Raw genomic sequence first — 16,704 nt, forward strand, 5'->3', positions numbered from 1 at the left:
CACGGTGATGACCGGAGGGTCCGTGTCGGTAGGTTCGTTGCTGGACCGGCGCTACCGAATCGACGCACCGATCGCCCGCGGTGGAATGTCGACGGTGTACCGAGCGCTCGATACACGCCTGGACCGGCCGGTGGCGGTAAAGATAATGGATCCCGCATTCGCCGCGGATCCCCAGTTCGTCGCACGCTTCGAGTTCGAGGCACGAGCGGTGGCCAGGCTGACCAATCCGGGCCTCGTCGCCGTCTACGACCACGGACGCGACGGCGAGTTCGCTTTTCTCGTCATGGAGTTGGTCGAAGGCGGAACGCTGCGCGAACTGCTCCGTGAGCGCGGACCGATGCCCCCGCATGCCGCAGCTGCCGTCGTGCGGCCGGTGCTCGATGCGCTCGGAACAGCGCATCGCGCCGGACTCGTCCACCGCGACGTCAAGCCCGAGAACATCCTCATCTCGGACTCCGGTGACGTCAAGATCGCCGACTTCGGGCTCGTTCGAGCCGTCGCAGCGTCGAATACGACGTCCAGCAGTGTCATTCTCGGCACTGCGGCCTACTTGTCCCCCGAGCAGGTGACGACCGGTTCGGCCAATGCAGGCAGCGATGTCTTCGGTGTCGGGGTCGTACTTTTCGAGCTACTGACCGGCCGGACGCCTTTCACTGGAGACACCTCGCTGTCCATCGCCTACCAACGCATCGACAACGATGTCCCCCGCCCCAGCTCCATCATCGCCGGAGTACCAGAGGAATTCGACGATCTGGTCCGCCACGCGACGGTTCGCGATCCGGCAGGCCGATTCCAGAACGCCGACGAGATGGGCCGCGCGTTGGCGAGCGTCTGCGGACGGCTCGAACTACCTTCGTATCGGGTCCCCGCACCCAGACGCTCTGCCGAACACAGCAGCGCAGCCGCGATGGGCGCTCCGACCACCTTCGCCGGGCCGCGTCACGACCCACAGGCCCCTGCCACAGAGGTAGTGGCCCTCCCGCAGGCCGACGCTGTACACCACACCCGTGTCCAGACTGCTCCGACGTCGAGGCCTGAGCACGATTACGAAGACACCCCGCAGCCCGCGCCGGTAAGCCGTCGCCAATACCAGTTTCCGGATTTCGACGCAGACAGGCAACGATCTCGAAGAACGATCGTCATCTGGCTCACCATCGTGGCGTTGCTGGCGGTGCTCGTCGGGTTCGGCGGTTGGTGGATGGGTTCAGGGCGGTACACCTCGGTGCCCGTCGTGGAGGGATTGGATATCGCGGCCGCCGCGAACACGCTCGAGTCTGCGGGGTTGACGAGCACCACTCGCGGCACGTATTCCGACAGTGCACCGATCGATACCCTGATCGGAACCGATCCAGGCTCCGGCTCACGTGTCACCAAGGGGGAGGAAGTTTCTCTACTCGTCTCCCTCGGCGCGCCGACCGTTCCCGATGTCGGTCCGAACACCGCCGTCGGCGATATACAGCGCCAACTCCGTGATCGCACCTTCGTGCCCGTCGACGGAGGCGAAACGTTCAGCACCACCGCGCCGGTCGGTGCCGTCGCGGCGTTGGATCCCGCACCCGGCGCAGTCCTGTCCGTCGGCGACACCGTCAAGGTATTGAGATCCAAAGGCGCTCCCCCAGTGACGATTCCGGACGTCGCCGGCAAGTCTGCGGAGCAGGCAACTGCCGAGCTGGCCACCGTCGGTATATCCGTCTCGGCGACCCAGTTGGCCTTCGACAAGTCGATCGACGGCGGGAAGGTCATTGCCACCGACCCAGCGATCGGGGGGACCGTCAACGCCGGCAGCGCGGTGACCCTGAAAGTATCCAATGCGATCACCGTGCCGTCGCTACTCGGACGCTCGGTGGGATCTGCTCGGGGCACGCTCGAACGGCTCGAACTCAGTGTCCAGGTTCGGCAAGTAGTCGACACCGACGGGTCACTGGTCATCACACAGAACCCGAGCCCAGGGTCCAGAGTGGCCCCGGGCTCCTCGGTGTCGGTCGTCTCCCTCCCCTGATCGCAAGGTGAGAGTGGAGACGACCACGCGAGGCCTCAGCCGCGCAGCATCTCCGCCACCAGGAACGCGAGTTCGAGCGACTGCTGAGTGTTCAGCCGTGGGTCACATGCTGTCTCGTACCGGCCCGAGAGGTCGAGGTCGGAGATATCCTGTGCGCCACCGAGGCATTCGGTCACGTCGTCACCGGTCAGTTCGACGTGAATACCGCCGGGATGTGTTCCGAGCCCGTTGTGGATCTCGAAGAACCCTTGAACCTCGTCGACGATCCTGTCGAAGTGACGTGTCTTGTATCCGGTCGACGCCTCGTGCGTGTTGCCATGCATCGGATCACACTGCCAGATGACCTGGTGCCCTGTCGCCTGCACCTTCTCGATGATCGGGGGCAGCAAATCCCGCACCTTTCCGTTACCCATACGCGAGATGAGCGTCAACCGTCCTGGTTTGTTCGTGGGGTCGAGCCGTTCGACGTACTCCACGGCCATCTCAGGGGTAGTGCTCGGCCCGATCTTCAGGCCGATGGGGTTGGAGATCAGTTCGGCAAGTGCGATGTGCGCACCGTCGAGCTGGCGCGTGCGATCGCCGATCCACAGGAAATGCGCCGACAGGTCGTAGAGCTTGGGGTGATCGTCGGTGTTGTCGAGCCTCAGCATCGCGCGCTCGTAGTCGAGCACCAGCGCTTCGTGACTCGCATAGATCTGCGCGGTGTGGAGGTTTGGATCTTTCACTCCGCACGCGTCCATGAAGCGCAGACCACGATCGATCTCGCCGGCGAGGGCTTCGTATCGCGCACCCGCAGGCGAATTTGCGACGAATTCACGGTTCCAGTCGTGGACCTTGTGCAGATCCGCCATTCCGGCACCGGTCAGGGCTCGCACGAGGTTCATCGCAGCACTTGCGTTTGCGTACGCACGGACCAGTCGAGATGGGTCGTGGCCCCGCACTGCCTCGTCGGCTACCAACGAGTTCACCATGTCTCCGCGGTAGGACAGCAGTCCGAGTGCATCGGTATTGGCCGACCGCGGCTTCGCGTACTGCCCGGCGATACGCGCCACCTTGACCACAGGCATGCTCGCGCCGTAGGTAAGGACTACTGCCATCTGCAGGAGCGTGCGGATATTGCCCTTGATATGCGGTTCGGTGTTGTCTGCGAAAGTCTCCGCGCAGTCGCCACCTTGCAACAAGAATGCTTCACCGCGCGCGACGGCGGCGAGCTTGTCCGACAACGCCTCGACCTCACCCGCAACTGTGATCGGTGGGACGCTCTCGAGCACCTTTCGCATGTCCGCTGCCTGCTCCGGGTCCCACTGCGGCTGCTGCGCCGCGGGCTTGGCCAGCGCGTCGTCCAACTGAGAGCGCAACGTCGGAGACAGCGGAGGAAGTTCGGGCAAGCGGTCGATGGGTACGTCGACAGTCCAGTTCACGTACCTAGGATATTCGCTGGCCGCAGCGTGGTCTCCGACGGGTTGTCCGTCCGTACCGTCGAGAACACATATCCGGCCGGAATCAGGCTGACGCAGCCTCGATAGCGATGAACTTCGCCAGGTTGTGCCGCGCGTCGGCGAGGGCGTCGTGGGCCTCGTCGGGGACTGCAGGCAACGCCGGGCTCCCACGGTCTTCCCAGTGCTGCCGGAGCTCGCGGCTGAATCTCGGCAGCGATCTCGGCAGTTCGGTCATCGATCCCCAAAGTTGGCACAATGCGACGTGATCGTAGGCAGCCACCCAGGCCCACAACTCCACCTCGGCACCCGGGTACGGCACCAGGAACTCGAGCAGTTCGTCGCGAATTCGGGACCTGCCCATCCATAGCGGCGACGAGTACGGTGGCAGCTTGGGTAGGACGTTTCGCCGGACCCATTTGCCGGCGCGGGAGGGATCGAACTCGGAGGAGACTGCATAGAACTCGCGGCCGTCCTCGGAGACCACAGCGATCGAGACGAGCTCGATTGTGCGACCATCCTCGATGAACTCGGTGTCGTAGAAGTAGCGCACGCAGGACACACTAGCCCCGGCAGTTGCGCCGACAAAGATCGCCCGCCATCAGAAGGAACTCCCGTTGACACCTCCCGAGACCTCCGACCCGATCGATATCGGCGTCGACGACACCGCCACGCCGGCGAACGGAGTCCGATCCACCGCCTCGGTTGCCCGAACGACAGCCGTGGTGATCTCGTGCATCGCAGTCGTTTTGGGTATCGCTGCGGGCATCGCCTACAACTTATTTGCGCTCCCCGGCCTTCGTGGGCTGGACGTTCTGGGTGACTACTACAGAATCGATCTGGACGTCTATCGGATCGGCGGCGGCATCTTCGCCTCGGGATCACCGCTGTACGGTCAGATGCCCGCCACCGCGCTGGGGAACACTCTCCCGTTCACCTATCCCCCGATTGCTGCGGTCCTTTTCAGCCCATTGTCGATGATTTCGCTCTACTGGGCCGGCATCGTGGTAACTGCACTGTCTTTGGCGCTGCTGGTGACCACAATCGTGCTGACGCTGGTGTCTCTCGGGTACTCACCCAAGACCTTGTTGGTGTGGACAGCCGGCGCAGTCTTCGCGGTGTCGATGATTCTCGAGCCCGTCTTCTCCACACTCGACTACGGACAAATCAACATCATTCTGATGGTGTTCGTTGCCGCGGATTGTCTGCCGAAGAAGACTCCATGGCCTCGTGGTGTCCTCATCGGATTTGTCGCAGCAGTGAAGCTGACGCCCGCTGTATTCGTCCTCTTCTTCCTGATCCGCAAAGACTTTCGGGCTGCCGTCGTAGCGGGCGTGAGCTTTGCCGCATTCACGGCCATCGGCTTTCTGGCAACAATGTCCGATTCGGTCGAATACTGGACCCACACCCTGATCGACTCCGACCGAATCGGCAAACCTGCCTACCCAGCGAACCAGAGCATCACCGGAGTTCTTGCACGGCTCGGACTCGACGACTCGTTGAGGTCGGCGCTGTGGATCGCGCTGTCGTTCGGTGCGCTCGTACTTACCGCGCTCGCTATGCGGAAGGCGTTCCAGGCCGATCTCACGGCCATCGCACTCGGAGTGAACGCCGTTCTCGGGCTGCTTGTTTCGCCGATCTCGTGGTCGCACCATTGGGTGTGGGTCGTGCCGTTCCTCGTTGCACTTGCGACCTCCGCCTACCGTCAGCGAAGCACCTGGCTGGCGTTCCTGGTCGGCATCGGCCTCGTGCTGTTCCATTTCGCGCCGCATTGGCGCCTCGCGCCAGATCGCACCTCCGGCCTCGGGTGGCCGTTATGGGACCAGCTGGCAGCGTCCTCGTACGTCTGGTGGGGAATCGCAGCGGTAGCCACTGTGGCCTTCTCTACCTGGAATACCTCACAGCGGAAGGCCACGAGCAGCTCACACGAACTCCCGCCGACCGAGCCGACACCGGCCGATTGACGTCGGCGAGCTCAGCTCGCTTTGGAGTCCGGGACGCGCTCGGGGTCGATGCCGGCCACGGGCGCTACCGGGGCATTCTTCAGGGATGCGGCGTAGACGTCGACGTACTCTTGACCGGACAGCAACATCAGGTCGTACATCACTTCGTCGGTCACCGCTCGTTCGACGAACCTATTACCCGCCATACCTTCGAAGCGAGAAAAATCGATCGGCTTACCGATCCTGATGGTGACTTTCGACGGCTTCCAGATCTTCGAACCGATGGGATTCATCTTGTCGGTTCCGATCATTGCGACCGGCACCACCTTTACTCCGGTCTCCAGCGCCAGTCGGGCCATACCGGTCTTGCCCTTGTACAGCCTTCCATCCGGTGAGCGTGTGCCCTCCGGATAGATGCCGAGCAGTTTGCCCTTGGCGATCACCCGAGCGCCGGCATTGAGCGCATCCTGTGCAGCATCGGCACCCGTCCGGTCGATCGGAACCTGACCGACCGCAGTGAAGAACCACCTCTGGAATGCGCCCTTGAGTCCCGAACCTGTGAAGTATTCACTCTTGGCCAGGAACGTGATTCTTCGCTGCACCTTCAACGGCAGATAGAACGAATCGAGAACTGCCTGATGATTACTCGCCAGGATTACCGGTCCCCGCGCCGGGATGTTTTCGGCACCTTCGACTGTCGGTCGGCCCATCGCAATCAGGATAGGACCGATGAATACGTACTTGAACAGCCAGTACCACATGGCGTCCTTCCTGATTCGAGTCTTCGCTACGGATTCGACGTTGACTCTACCTACCCGTTATGGTGCCAGCCACAACAACTCGGACGCCGCGACAGAGGTCACATGCGATCAACACGCATCGATCAGAAATTCGGAACGCGCAAGGTCCGCTGCGCCGATCATGCCTGCGGCTTCACCGAGTTGTGTGCTCGCGATCCGCGCAAGCGGCCGATGGCCGGCACCGGTGGTGAGTCGTGCATAGTGGCCCCGCGCCTCATCCAAGAACTGACTCGACGAAGTCGCGACTCCGCCCGCGATGACGATCAAATCCGGATCGTAGACGTCGCTGACCAACGCAAGCCCGACCCCGAGCCACCGAGCAAAGTCGGCCATCGTTCGTCGCGCGATCTCATCGCCGTTCTGCGCGGCGGAGGCGATGCGGCGGCCAGTGAGTGATCCCGGATCGAGAAAAACCTCGCGCGCCAAGATCGTGGACGACGCTTGGTCGGCAGCGAGGAACTCGACGGCAGTATCGACGAGTGCAGTTCCGCTGCAATACCGTTCCCAGCATCCGCGCTTTCCGCACGGGCAGGCGCGACCGCCTGGGACGACCTGGATGTGCCCCAGCTCCGGTGCAACACCATAGCTACCTCGATAAATGCGACCATCGATCAGGAGTGCGGCTCCGATTCCCGTCCCTATCGACACCATCACCACGTTTCGACCGCCTGCCGCCGCACCGAAACGATATTCGGCCCATGCGGCCGCATTGGCATCGTGTTCGAGAAGAACCGATAACCCGATGCGCTCGCTCATCTGACTGGCCACCGGAGTGTCGATCCAGGGCAGGTGCGGCGCAAATCGTACCGAGGTTCGGTCGGAGTCGATGAACCCTGCGACCGCAAGCCCTACCGCAGAAACAGAATGTCGGGCGGCCAGTTCCTGGACAGCTCGATCGAGACCGTGCTCGAGGGCGGCAGCCGAATGAGGCGTCGGCGACTGAGCGGAATCGATGACCTGACCGGACGAGTCGACGACGGAGGCACGCAGGCTGGTACCACCGACATCGATGCCGATGGTGAGCAATTCTCGATGCCGCTTCATTGCTGACCTTTCCAGTGCCGCCCAGCCCCCGAAAAAAGACATCGCCACTCTTTACCGATTCTCACCGGGACTTCCAGTTCTCGAATCCCGCAGCTGTGCCGATCGGACTACGTCGGATCCTTGACAGTGACGGTAATCGGTACGAATCCCCCTCGTCGAACTACGGGTTCTTCCGTGCCCTGTGCACGAGCCTGATCCTCCGTCTGATCCGGACTGTGGCCGTCCGTGTCGGCCCCTGGGTCCTCGGCTGTCTCGGTCGATGCGTGCGTTGACTGCGAAGCCGGACCATCCAGGTGCTCGGCAATTAGTTGCCGGATCATGGCGACGACAGTGGCCCCCTCGGTCGCAAGCACCGTGAGTAGCTCGTGCTGCTCGCCTCTGATCAACGCAGACAATGCACACACCGGACACCAACTGCATCCCTGGCGTGGGCGCTCCTGTTGATCGGTGACGGCTTGTCGAAGCATCGGCTCGACGCGTGTGAGCACAGTTTCAGCCAACGCCCACAGCTCGGCTGCGACGTCGGAATGCTCGGTGGTCATCTACAGCGTCACCTTTCAGGCCGGCCACAGGGCCGGGTCGGGCCGGAAACGGACCACGAGGTTACCGGATTCGAACTCGGCGCCGAGAACGATACAACGACGCAGCACCGAAGCCAGGCGAACCCGCTTGCGGGTTCCGTCGGCACCGATGATCACGTCGTCCTCTACTCGTCCGAGGATGACCGTCGACGGGTCCACGACAGGTAGACACAGCGTCATCGTGTACACCGATTCCAACCCCGATCCCGACTCGTGCGCCACCACTGGTTTCTCGAACTGGCGTGCGACACCTGCCCCACCCGCTCGGTTGGACCCAGCTCGGTTGGACCCAGCTCGGTTGGACCCAGCTCGGTCAGACACTGTGACGACACCCACCCGAGTTTCCAGCGCGCCGAGAGATGCCAACCCTACCGGTTCGACTGCACTTTGTTCCACGACCAGCAACGAACAACCCTGCGCAACCTGCTCGACGTCGGCAAGGCGGGCCTGCTGGGCTGCGCGCCAACTCTCGAACCAGAATACCGCCGGGTGCACACCTACAAGCCCCATCGACGACGAATTCAGCTCGGGCAGAACCTTGTTGACGATCACCTCGGCGACCGGCAATCCCATCAATGCAGCCGCCGACATGGTCCGACGAGCCTCCGCGACCCCGACCGAATCCGGAGTCAGAACGACTGTCGCCGTCGTTCGCCGGTGATCGAACAACAGCTTACGAACTGCGTCGGCGTCTGCGATGACGCGTTCCATCACTGCGACCAGAACGGTCAGACGTGGGTCCGTTCCGGTCCCCGCGACGACTCGATCGTGTTGTGGCCAGAGGCGTTCCAGATAACCACACAGCAGGTCTGGAAGCGCCAGGGTGCGCAACGCATCCGCGGTTGCAGGTAGGTCCACGATTACTGTGTCCCAGATTTTCTCGTCGACGAGTTCGACCAGGCGATGCAAGCCGAGCAGCTCTTGGGCTCCGGGCGCGCCGACAATCTCTTCGGGGTCGATACCACCGAAGCGGACGCCGTGCTCGTGCCCCGTTCCGGCCAACGACACGATGGCAGAGATCGATCGGTAGCTCGCCTCCAGTATCGCCAACGTATCCAACTCGAGAACATCGAGTCCCTCGGCCACCTGCCTGGGCCTATTACCGGCCGGCGACGTCGGACCACCCAGGGCTGGGCGTCCGAGAACATCGAGCAGCGAATGTGCCTGATCGAATGACACCACCAGCACTCGACGCCCCGACCTGGCGTCTTCGATCGCCGTCTTGGCAGCAAGCGTCGTCTTGCCTGCTCCGCCCTTTCCGACGAACAGTCGGACCATGGTGCGGGCGTCGGCGCGAGCCTCGCTCAGCCTTCGACTCGTTTCTTCAGCTCTTTGAGCGCGGTATCGGTGATGACCTTCTCCGCTTTACGCTTGAACAATCCGATCATCGGAATGTTCAGATCTACCGTCAACTCGTAGACGACATCGGTCCGTCCCTCGCCGGCGTCCTTCAACGTGTACGACCCCGACTGCGACTTCTGCATTTCACCCGATACGAGCTCCCACGCCACTGCCATTCCATCCGGCGCCCAGTCGTAACGAAGTTCGTAAGTGTCCTTGACCATTCCCGCGTCGAGAACGAACTTGACGCGGTCCGCTCGACCGTTCGAGCCGGTAGCGAGCACCTCCACGGACTTCGCTGCCGAGACCCAGGACGGATACGCGTCGAAGTCTGCGATCACGTCCATTACCTGTGCGGACGGAGCGTCGACGGTGATTGACCTCTGAGTTTTCTCGGCCATGGCTGTTGGTCCGCTTCCTTTCTCGTTCGATGTCGATGGGCTTGTATCGCCCAGGCATCGGCGCTCGCCGTCGACGCCCCTCATCACACACGATCTCCTACGGTCCGCACAACGGGGACCGTAGGAGAGCACGTCTTCGCCTCTAGGTTCGTGCGTGATCCGGACGCTCGCCCGCAGCGCGGCCTGCCTCCAATTCACGTTTGAGCGCGAATGCCATCGCCTTTCCCGCAATTCTTCGCCTGCGGTTCTCGCTGACAAGGTCGAGTCCTTCCCGCCCTGCGGGTGGCTCGGCATGCAAAAAATAATGGACGATAACGCCGTCGAGGACCGGGATTTCCTCGAGCCACACTTCCATCGTCCCCGTCAGCGCTCCGTCGATCGTCCAACGGATGCCTTTGTCGGCACGATCTTCGGACACCTCGATCCGCAGGTCAGGCCACCACGAACGCCAACGATCTCTCGGCACCATCGCCTCGGAGACGCGCGCGCCCGGAACAGCAATGAAGGTTTGATCCGCTACTTGGATACTGCTCATCGAAAGAGCTTCACATACATCTTTCGCGGCGCCGCACCTGAGGCGGTCGAACGGCTCCAGGATGCCGGACTACAGTACAAACAATCCGAGCTACTCGTGAGTAGAGCTATCCGATCCGTTGTTGGAGGTATCCCCCGTGCGTGAGTTCACTGTGCCCGCCCGATTCAAAGTCGAGGACGGGGAATCGGCAGTCGATTCCGTTTTCACCCGCCGGGCTACGGCACCCGAGTCGGTGGCGTTTCTCCGCCAAGAGAACGGCAGTTGGACCGACGTCACTGCCGAGCAGTTCGCGACTCAGGTCGTATCGGTTGCCAAAGGTCTGATTGCCTCCGGAGTCGAGCAGGGTGATCGCGTCGCACTGATGTCCTCGACGCGCTACGAATGGTCGGTGCTCGACTACGCGATCTGGGCGGCAGGTGGGGTAACGGTTCCGGTTTACGAGACATCATCTGCCAATCAGGTCGAATGGATCCTCTCCGACGCCGAGCCGGTTCTGCTCGTGCTGGAAAACAAGCAGCACCGTGACGAAACCGCCGACGTCGTCGCAGCGTCGAAGACGGTACGTAGGACGTTCCAGGTGGACGGCACAACTGCCGATACCGGCGCGATCCACGAATTGATCGAACTCGGTGCGGCCACTGCCGACGGCGTGGTCGAAGCACGTGTCGCTGCCCTACGTTCGTCGGATCCGGCGACCCTCATCTACACCTCGGGTACTACCGGCCGTCCCAAGGGCGTGCAGCTCACCCATGCCAATCTCCTTGCGGAGTCCAAGGGAATCCGCGAGACGACGCTGAAGTCACTGCTGAGAGGTGGCACGCGGACCCTGATGTTCCTGCCGCTCGCGCACGTGTTGGCCCGGGCCGTCACGATTGCAGCCTTCGATGCGGGGACGACAGTCGGCCACACGAACGACATCCCCAACCTCGTCGCCACGTTCGGGTCGTTCAAGCCGGATTTCATCTTGTCGGTGCCCCGCGTTTTCGAGAAAGTATTCAACACTGCCCGACAGAAGGCACATTCCGACGGCAAGGGAAAGATTTTCGACGCGGCCGCCGACACAGCTGTCGCGTGGAGCCAGTCGAAGGACGAAGGCTCCACCGGAGTCGTACTTCGAGTCAAGCATGCAGTGTTCGACAAGCTCGTGTACTCGAAACTCCGTGCGGCTCTGGGTGGCAATTGCAAGCTGGCGATCTCCGGCGGCGCTCCGCTCGGCGCACGACTCGGCCACTTCTATCGCGGAAGCGGGGTACCGATCTACGAGGGATACGGACTGACCGAGACCAGCGCAGCCTTTGCGGTGAATACCATCGGCAATCAACACGTCGGCAGTGTCGGTCGACCTCTCCCCGGCAATACCGTCCGGATCGCCCCCGACGGCGAAATTCAGCTGCGCGGCCCTGTTGTGTTCGCCGGCTATTGGCGTAACGAGGAAGCGACTGCCGAGTCCCTGGATGACGGATGGTTCTGTACCGGCGATCTCGGTTCGCTCGACGCCGACGGGTACATCACGATCACCGGCCGCAAGAAAGAATTGATCGTCACCGCAGGCGGAAAGAACGTCTCGCCCGCAGGTCTGGAAGATCAACTGCGCGCGCATGCCCTGATCAGTCAAGCAATCGTCGTCGGCGATCAGAAGCCGTTCATCGGCGCATTGGTGACGCTCGATGCAGACGCTCTGACCGGTTGGAAGGAGCGCAACTCCAAACCCGCAGATTCGTCTGCAGCAGACCTGGCCACCGACCCGGACCTGATCGCAGAGATCGATGAGGCGATCGATGAGGCAAACAAGTCGGTCTCACACGCCGAGGGGATCAAGAAGTACCGGATCCTGCCGAACGACTTCACCGAGGAGGCCGGCGAGGTGACACCGACGATGAAGCTCAAACGCAATGTGATCACCAAGACCTACGCGGACGACGTCGAAGCGATCTACTCCAGGTAGTCACCGGCCTGTTCCCTTGTGCCGACCACACGCACAAGGGAACAGGGCGCGGATCAGAGCAGGCTGCGCAGCTTGTGCGCGAGAGTGTCCCAGCGCCAGTTCTTTTCGACCCACTCACGTCCGGCCGCGCCCATCGATGCGGCGAGCGTCGCATCGGACAGAATTCGGACGATCGCCTCGGTGATCTGCTCGACCGAACGACCATCGACTACATGTCCGGTTTCGTTCTGCCGCACCGTTTCCGGTGCGCCACCGGACATGCCGGCGACGACCGGCACGCCGCACGCCGAGGCTTCCAGATAGACGATCCCCAGACCCTCGACGTCGAGCCCCCAGCCGCGAGTTCTGCTCGGCATCGCGAAGACGTCCGCGATCGTGTGATGCGCAGCCAGCTCCGCCGAACGGACTGTGCCAGTGAAGATCACGTGATCTTCCACGCCGCAGCTGCGAACCAGTGCACGTAAGGTGCCCTCGTACGGCCCGCCACCGACGACAACCAGAACCGCACCGTCGATCGCTTCTCGGATCCCTTGCATCGACCGGATGAGGAAATCCTGCCCCTTGCGCGGTACCAAGCGCGACAGACACAGAATCGTCGGTCGATCCCCCAACCCGTAGCGGGCCCGAAGTTCAGCTCGTGCAGCGGAATCCGGCTTGAACTTATCGGTGTCTACACCCGGCGGTACGTGCTCGAGCGCGGCCTGCGGACCGAAGGCCGACGCGAACCGTCCTCGCGTGTACTTACTTACGTACGTCACTGTGTCGACGGAGTTGCCGATCGCTCGCAGCGTTCCGCGACCACCTGGAATCATCGACCATCCCACTTCGTGTCCATGGGTGCTCGCGATGATCGTCTCTACCCCTGCGCGTCTGACCACTGGCGCCATCACGGCGAGCGGCGCGGCCGCCCCGAACCACACACTGTCGCAATCGTGCGACTTCACAAGCCGTGCAGCTCGTCGCGCCACCAGCGGTGTCGGTAGCATCAGCGTCGTGGGGTGCCGAACCACTTCGTACGGCTGGCGTGCATCGAACTCGACATGACTATCGCCCCGCCATCGGGGGGCGTATACCACCAGTTCTTCGGGTGGGAACCTATCCGCGATGCTCTGGAGATAGGACTGAATACCTCCGGGACGCGGGGGAAAATCATTCGTTACCAAGAGCGTCCGACCCATTGCACTACCGTAGGTCAGCTCGCATTCTGCGCAACCCAAGCCCCCCAGTCCGTGATGAATATGCCGGTTCCAGACCCGACAGTCGCTTCGAGACCCGTACTGATCTCGGCATCTGTTTGCAGACCGGTTGCCAACTGCGCGTAAAGATCTCGGAGCACCGGCTCGCCGTAGCGCTCGGCGACGAACGCTGCCAGAGACCATGCGGATTCGTAGGCGAGCGTGGAGCGGAGGCCGCCTGCCGAGAAATCGGAGTCTGCCGGGAGAACCGTGGGCGGTCCACCTGCCCGGACTACACGATTCAGGGTCGGAGCCAGCGTCGCGAAATCGACACCCGATCCGCGATAGCCCGAGTAGTCCGCGAACCCCTCGAGTATCCACGTCGGCGATCCGTCGACGGTGTCCGCGCGAGCGGCGATGTGCGTGAGTTCGTGACGCAGGACCGAACGAGTAGTGAAGTCGGACAATCGCTCTGCAGCGGAAGGCGAGAAGACGACACGCTGCCCGGTCACCGGATCGCCGGGCACAACGAAGTCCGAAACGGACACAGCCGCCACGTCCGGGCCCGCAGCTCCCCCTGCCGACGCAAGGAACTCGTCTGTGGAACTCGTTGTCACTATCAGCGTCTTGCGCGGCCAGTCGTCACCCACGAAGTCCGCAACTGCCTCGACCGCGGCCGGTAATTCGGTGGTAAGCCGAGAGGTGAGAGGATCGTGCTCTCGTTTGCCCAGCACCATCGATGTTCCCCCGGCCGTCGTGACCGGCGTGACCGTTACCGGCCCGAAGTCCCATGGTCCTCGCCAGGTATGTCGGTCGATACCTGGTACGTCTGTGTCGGACACCAGTCGCCATTCATCGTCGCGCTCGGCCACCAGCAGCGAGATCGGTCTGCGGGTCGGTAGGTCATCCGGCCCGACGACGCCGTACCGCAAAATCACCGACGGCGCCCACACGTCGGCGGCCCCCACATGCTCGGCTACCTCGGAAGGGACGGGTATTTCCGGCTCGTCCACGAGCTCGTAACCCCACTCGGACAGCGGCACCTCCGCAAGATTCGATGCGGCGCCGGTCAGCGATTGCAGGAATTCAGGTGATGCTGCTGGGTCGACCAGAGCTTCGAGTGCAGCACCGTCGTTGGAGGAGACCGCATCCGCCCAATCCGCCAGAAGCCGTTCTACGCCCGCCCTACGCTGATCCTCGTACGGATTCGAGGGCATCGACGTCGTCGTCGACTCGGCCAGCGGGCCGGAGGCTGTACACCCCGACACCCACACGAGGGCGCCGACGAGAACTGCCGCCGACAAAGAGCGGCGGATAGTCATCGAGTGACCCGAACTGGCGCTGTCAGTACCGGCGAGCACCGTAGAACGGGAACGACGCCATCGACTGAACCTTCACCGGCACACCGAACGTCGACGCATGCAGCACGTTGCCGTTACCGGCATACAGGCCGACATGCGAGGCATCCGGATAAAAGAGTACGACGTCGCCCGGCTGAAGGCTTTTCTGATCGACTGGCGTTCCGCCGGCCGCCTGCGCCTGGCTGGACCGCGGAAGCGTCTTGCCGACCTGCGTGTAGGCCCACACGACCAGCCCTGAGCAGTCGAAGCCATCGGGCCCGGTAGCGCCCCATACGTACGGTTTACCTATCTGCGTCAAACCTGCTTGCAGAGCACCGGACCCCGATCCCGGAACCAGACCCTCGATGATCTTCGACAAGTCGAATCCTGGAGGCAGCGGGCTGCCTGCATAGTCACTCTTCTCGGCGCCGGACAGCGCACTGAACGCCGCCATCACCTCTGCCGTTTGCCCTTGAAGTTCGCTCTGCTTGGCCTGCAGATCGTCGCTGACCATTTTGGCCTGATCTGCAGCCACGCGCGCCTCGTCTGCAGCTGAACGTGAGGCCTCTTCGGCCGCAGCAGCATCGGAAGTAGCCTGCTTGAACTGACCCACCTGCCGCGACGTTTCCGCGGAAATGATGTCGAGGGCCGACATCTGGTCCAACAGTTGCTGCGGTGAATCGCTGACCATCACAGCGAACAACCTGTTTGTCCGACCACCCTGATAGTTGACGTTGGCTACTTTGTCCACGGCGGGCTTCAGCGCGGCCAACGCCGCTTCGGCGTCCGCGAGCGCGCTCTGATGAGAACCGAGGGCTGCCTCTGCTTCGCGCTGCACTGCGGTCTTGGCATCGAGATCTATCTGCGCGTTGTGCAGAGCCTCGGTCGTTTGCTCGGACTCACGAGCAAGGTCCGACAACCGCGTCTGTGCATCGGATGCACTGTCTATGCCCGGCTGCGCCTGGGCTGTGGCGGCCGGTGCCACCAGTAGGCACAGCGCACATGCTGCAGCGGCGAGGACACTGCGTTTGGATCGAGCAACGTTCTTGACTGTCGGTGTCGCCACAGAAGGTGACTCTCCGTTCTTGCAGGTGTGTCGATGAAGCTATGGCGCAGTGAACCTTCGCTGCGATGTGCGCTGCACCGGTGTAGGACTGAAAACAAACTCTACCCATGAGTATCAGTAATTTGTCGGAAATCACGTCGGATAACTCGGGCTTTTCCGAACGGCTCGACTATCCGTCCGATCAGGACTCGGCAAGATTACGGAATCGTCACGCCGGTGTCCAACCACAGCCGGATCGAGATGCTCGACACGTACACCTCGAGCCTCCGAAACGACGAAACAGCATCAGGTCCGCGGCCGATACGACCGGGTCCCGATGCTGTTTGCGTACCGATCACACGGGTCAGTATCGACGAGCTCCGTCGAACGGCATCGACGACACCGGTGCAACCTTGACGGGGACACCTGAGGTCGATGCATGGATTACGTTGCCGCCGCCTGCGTAGATACCCGAATGCGATCCACCGTAGAAGGAGACGACATCTCCCGGCTGAAGATCGGACTGGGATACCGCAACACCGGCGGACGCCTGGTCGTAGCTCGTACGGGGCAAGCTGACACCGGCCTGCTTGTATGCCCACTGCACCAGGCCCGAGCAATCGAACGAGTCGGGACCGGATGCACCGTAGACGTACGGGGCACCGACCTTGGACTCGGCGGCCTGGACAGCCTTTGCGGCAGGCGTGACCTGCGGGGCGATGGGTGCCGGTGCGGCCGGAAGTCCGGGGACAGCCGGTAGCGGAGGCATGCCCGGGATTTCTGGTATTTCGAAAGTACCGACACCCGGGATGGTGATGGGGGCCGCCATTGCGGGGGCAGCGGGCAGGATGACCGCGCCGGCAGTGATCGCACCGGCTACGAGGATTCGACGCAATTGGCGGGTTGAAGTATTTGACGCCACGAGAGGTTGTGCTCCATTTCTTCCACTCATCCGCCGACCGAGTTAGCTGACGGGTTCGGGCTGGGAAGATCAGCCCTACCCACCGTTCGCATAGTTGCGATCCGGCGGGATTCACCCCAGTAGAAATCGGGTTCCCGGTACGGCCACTCTGACGAGTGCCCGATTAGGCGGTGACTTGCGACGCCACTCCTGTCTGG

Annotated in this window: 15 protein-coding genes and 1 riboswitch; of the genes, 3 read left to right on the forward strand and 12 right to left on the reverse strand. The window is 62.6% G+C overall.

Annotation, left to right across the window (positions count from 1 at the left end; genetic code table 11):
- Window positions 1-7: 7 nt before the first annotated feature.
- Window positions 8-1,999, forward strand: a complete 1,992-nt coding sequence (gene pknB / locus BJI47_RS21620) for a Stk1 family PASTA domain-containing Ser/Thr kinase (protein WP_088945635.1) — start codon at window positions 8-10, stop codon at window positions 1,997-1,999.
- A 35-nt stretch (window positions 2,000-2,034) separates the two neighbouring features.
- Here pknB and BJI47_RS21625 read toward each other — a convergent pair whose 3' ends face one another.
- Window positions 2,035-3,420 (reverse strand): class II 3-deoxy-7-phosphoheptulonate synthase, encoded by a 1,386-nt coding sequence (locus BJI47_RS21625; RefSeq protein ID WP_084346628.1) that lies wholly within the window; start codon window positions 3,418-3,420, stop codon window positions 2,035-2,037.
- A gap of 82 nt (window positions 3,421-3,502) precedes the next feature.
- Complete coding sequence (locus tag BJI47_RS21630; protein WP_088945636.1) at window positions 3,503-3,988, reverse strand: polyadenylate-specific 3'-exoribonuclease AS; 486 nt, start codon at window positions 3,986-3,988, stop codon at window positions 3,503-3,505.
- A gap of 169 nt (window positions 3,989-4,157) precedes the next feature.
- On the opposite strand from BJI47_RS21630, the gene BJI47_RS21635 reads away from it, so the two are divergent.
- Window positions 4,158-5,399, forward strand: a complete 1,242-nt coding sequence (locus tag BJI47_RS21635; protein WP_088945895.1) for a glycosyltransferase 87 family protein — start codon at window positions 4,158-4,160, stop codon at window positions 5,397-5,399.
- 11 nt (window positions 5,400-5,410) lie between these two features.
- Here the strand turns inward: BJI47_RS21635 and BJI47_RS21640 are convergent, their stop codons facing one another.
- The 6 genes from BJI47_RS21640 to BJI47_RS21665 all read right to left on the reverse strand — a co-directional run bounded on the left by BJI47_RS21640 (window position 5,411) and on the right by BJI47_RS21665 (window position 10,080).
- A complete protein-coding gene (locus BJI47_RS21640; protein WP_088945637.1) occupies window positions 5,411-6,139 on the reverse strand; it encodes a 1-acyl-sn-glycerol-3-phosphate acyltransferase in 729 nt (242 codons plus the stop codon).
- A 108-nt stretch (window positions 6,140-6,247) separates the two neighbouring features.
- Window positions 6,248-7,222 (reverse strand): ROK family protein, encoded by a 975-nt coding sequence (locus tag BJI47_RS21645; RefSeq protein WP_088945638.1) that lies wholly within the window; start codon window positions 7,220-7,222, stop codon window positions 6,248-6,250.
- A gap of 107 nt (window positions 7,223-7,329) precedes the next feature.
- Window positions 7,330-7,764 (reverse strand): hypothetical protein, encoded by a 435-nt coding sequence (locus BJI47_RS21650; RefSeq protein WP_088945639.1) that lies wholly within the window; start codon window positions 7,762-7,764, stop codon window positions 7,330-7,332.
- A 15-nt stretch (window positions 7,765-7,779) separates the two neighbouring features.
- Window positions 7,780-9,081: an ArsA family ATPase gene (locus tag BJI47_RS21655; RefSeq protein ID WP_088945640.1), complete on the reverse strand. Its 1,302-nt coding sequence runs from the start codon at window positions 9,079-9,081 to the stop codon at window positions 7,780-7,782.
- 26 nt (window positions 9,082-9,107) lie between these two features.
- Window positions 9,108-9,545, reverse strand: coding sequence for an SRPBCC family protein (locus tag BJI47_RS21660; RefSeq protein WP_088945641.1), 438 nt, complete (start codon window positions 9,543-9,545; stop codon window positions 9,108-9,110).
- Between the two features lie 142 nt (window positions 9,546-9,687).
- Window positions 9,688-10,080, reverse strand: a complete 393-nt coding sequence (locus BJI47_RS21665) for a polyketide cyclase / dehydrase and lipid transport (RefSeq protein ID WP_088945642.1) — start codon at window positions 10,078-10,080, stop codon at window positions 9,688-9,690.
- Between the two features lie 136 nt (window positions 10,081-10,216).
- On the opposite strand from BJI47_RS21665, the gene BJI47_RS21670 reads away from it, so the two are divergent.
- Window positions 10,217-12,025, forward strand: coding sequence for a long-chain fatty acid--CoA ligase (locus tag BJI47_RS21670; RefSeq protein WP_176224995.1), 1,809 nt, complete (start codon window positions 10,217-10,219; stop codon window positions 12,023-12,025).
- A 53-nt stretch (window positions 12,026-12,078) separates the two neighbouring features.
- On the opposite strand, the gene BJI47_RS21675 is transcribed toward BJI47_RS21670, so the two are convergent.
- The 4 genes from BJI47_RS21675 to BJI47_RS21690 all read right to left on the reverse strand — a co-directional run bounded on the left by BJI47_RS21675 (window position 12,079) and on the right by BJI47_RS21690 (window position 16,507).
- The gene (locus BJI47_RS21675) at window positions 12,079-13,203 is read right to left on the reverse strand and encodes a glycosyltransferase family 4 protein (RefSeq protein ID WP_088945643.1); all 1,125 of its coding nucleotides are present in this window, start codon (window positions 13,201-13,203) and stop codon (window positions 12,079-12,081) included.
- A gap of 14 nt (window positions 13,204-13,217) precedes the next feature.
- Entirely contained in the window at window positions 13,218-14,522 is a 1,305-nt protein-coding gene (locus BJI47_RS21680; RefSeq protein WP_088945897.1) for a hypothetical protein, read from the reverse strand.
- Window positions 14,523-14,544: 22 nt separating this feature from the next.
- Window positions 14,545-15,606 (reverse strand): C40 family peptidase, encoded by a 1,062-nt coding sequence (locus BJI47_RS21685; protein ID WP_088945644.1) that lies wholly within the window; start codon window positions 15,604-15,606, stop codon window positions 14,545-14,547.
- Window positions 15,607-15,949: 343 nt separating this feature from the next.
- The gene (locus BJI47_RS21690; RefSeq protein ID WP_176224996.1) at window positions 15,950-16,507 is read right to left on the reverse strand and encodes a C40 family peptidase; all 558 of its coding nucleotides are present in this window, start codon (window positions 16,505-16,507) and stop codon (window positions 15,950-15,952) included.
- Window positions 16,508-16,525: 18 nt separating this feature from the next.
- Window positions 16,526-16,687, reverse strand: a riboswitch (cyclic di-AMP (ydaO/yuaA leader).
- Between the last annotated feature and the right edge of the window lie 17 nt (window positions 16,688-16,704).

The organism is Rhodococcus sp. 1168 (assembly GCF_002091955.1).
Classification (GTDB): domain Bacteria; phylum Actinomycetota; class Actinomycetes; order Mycobacteriales; family Mycobacteriaceae; genus Rhodococcoides.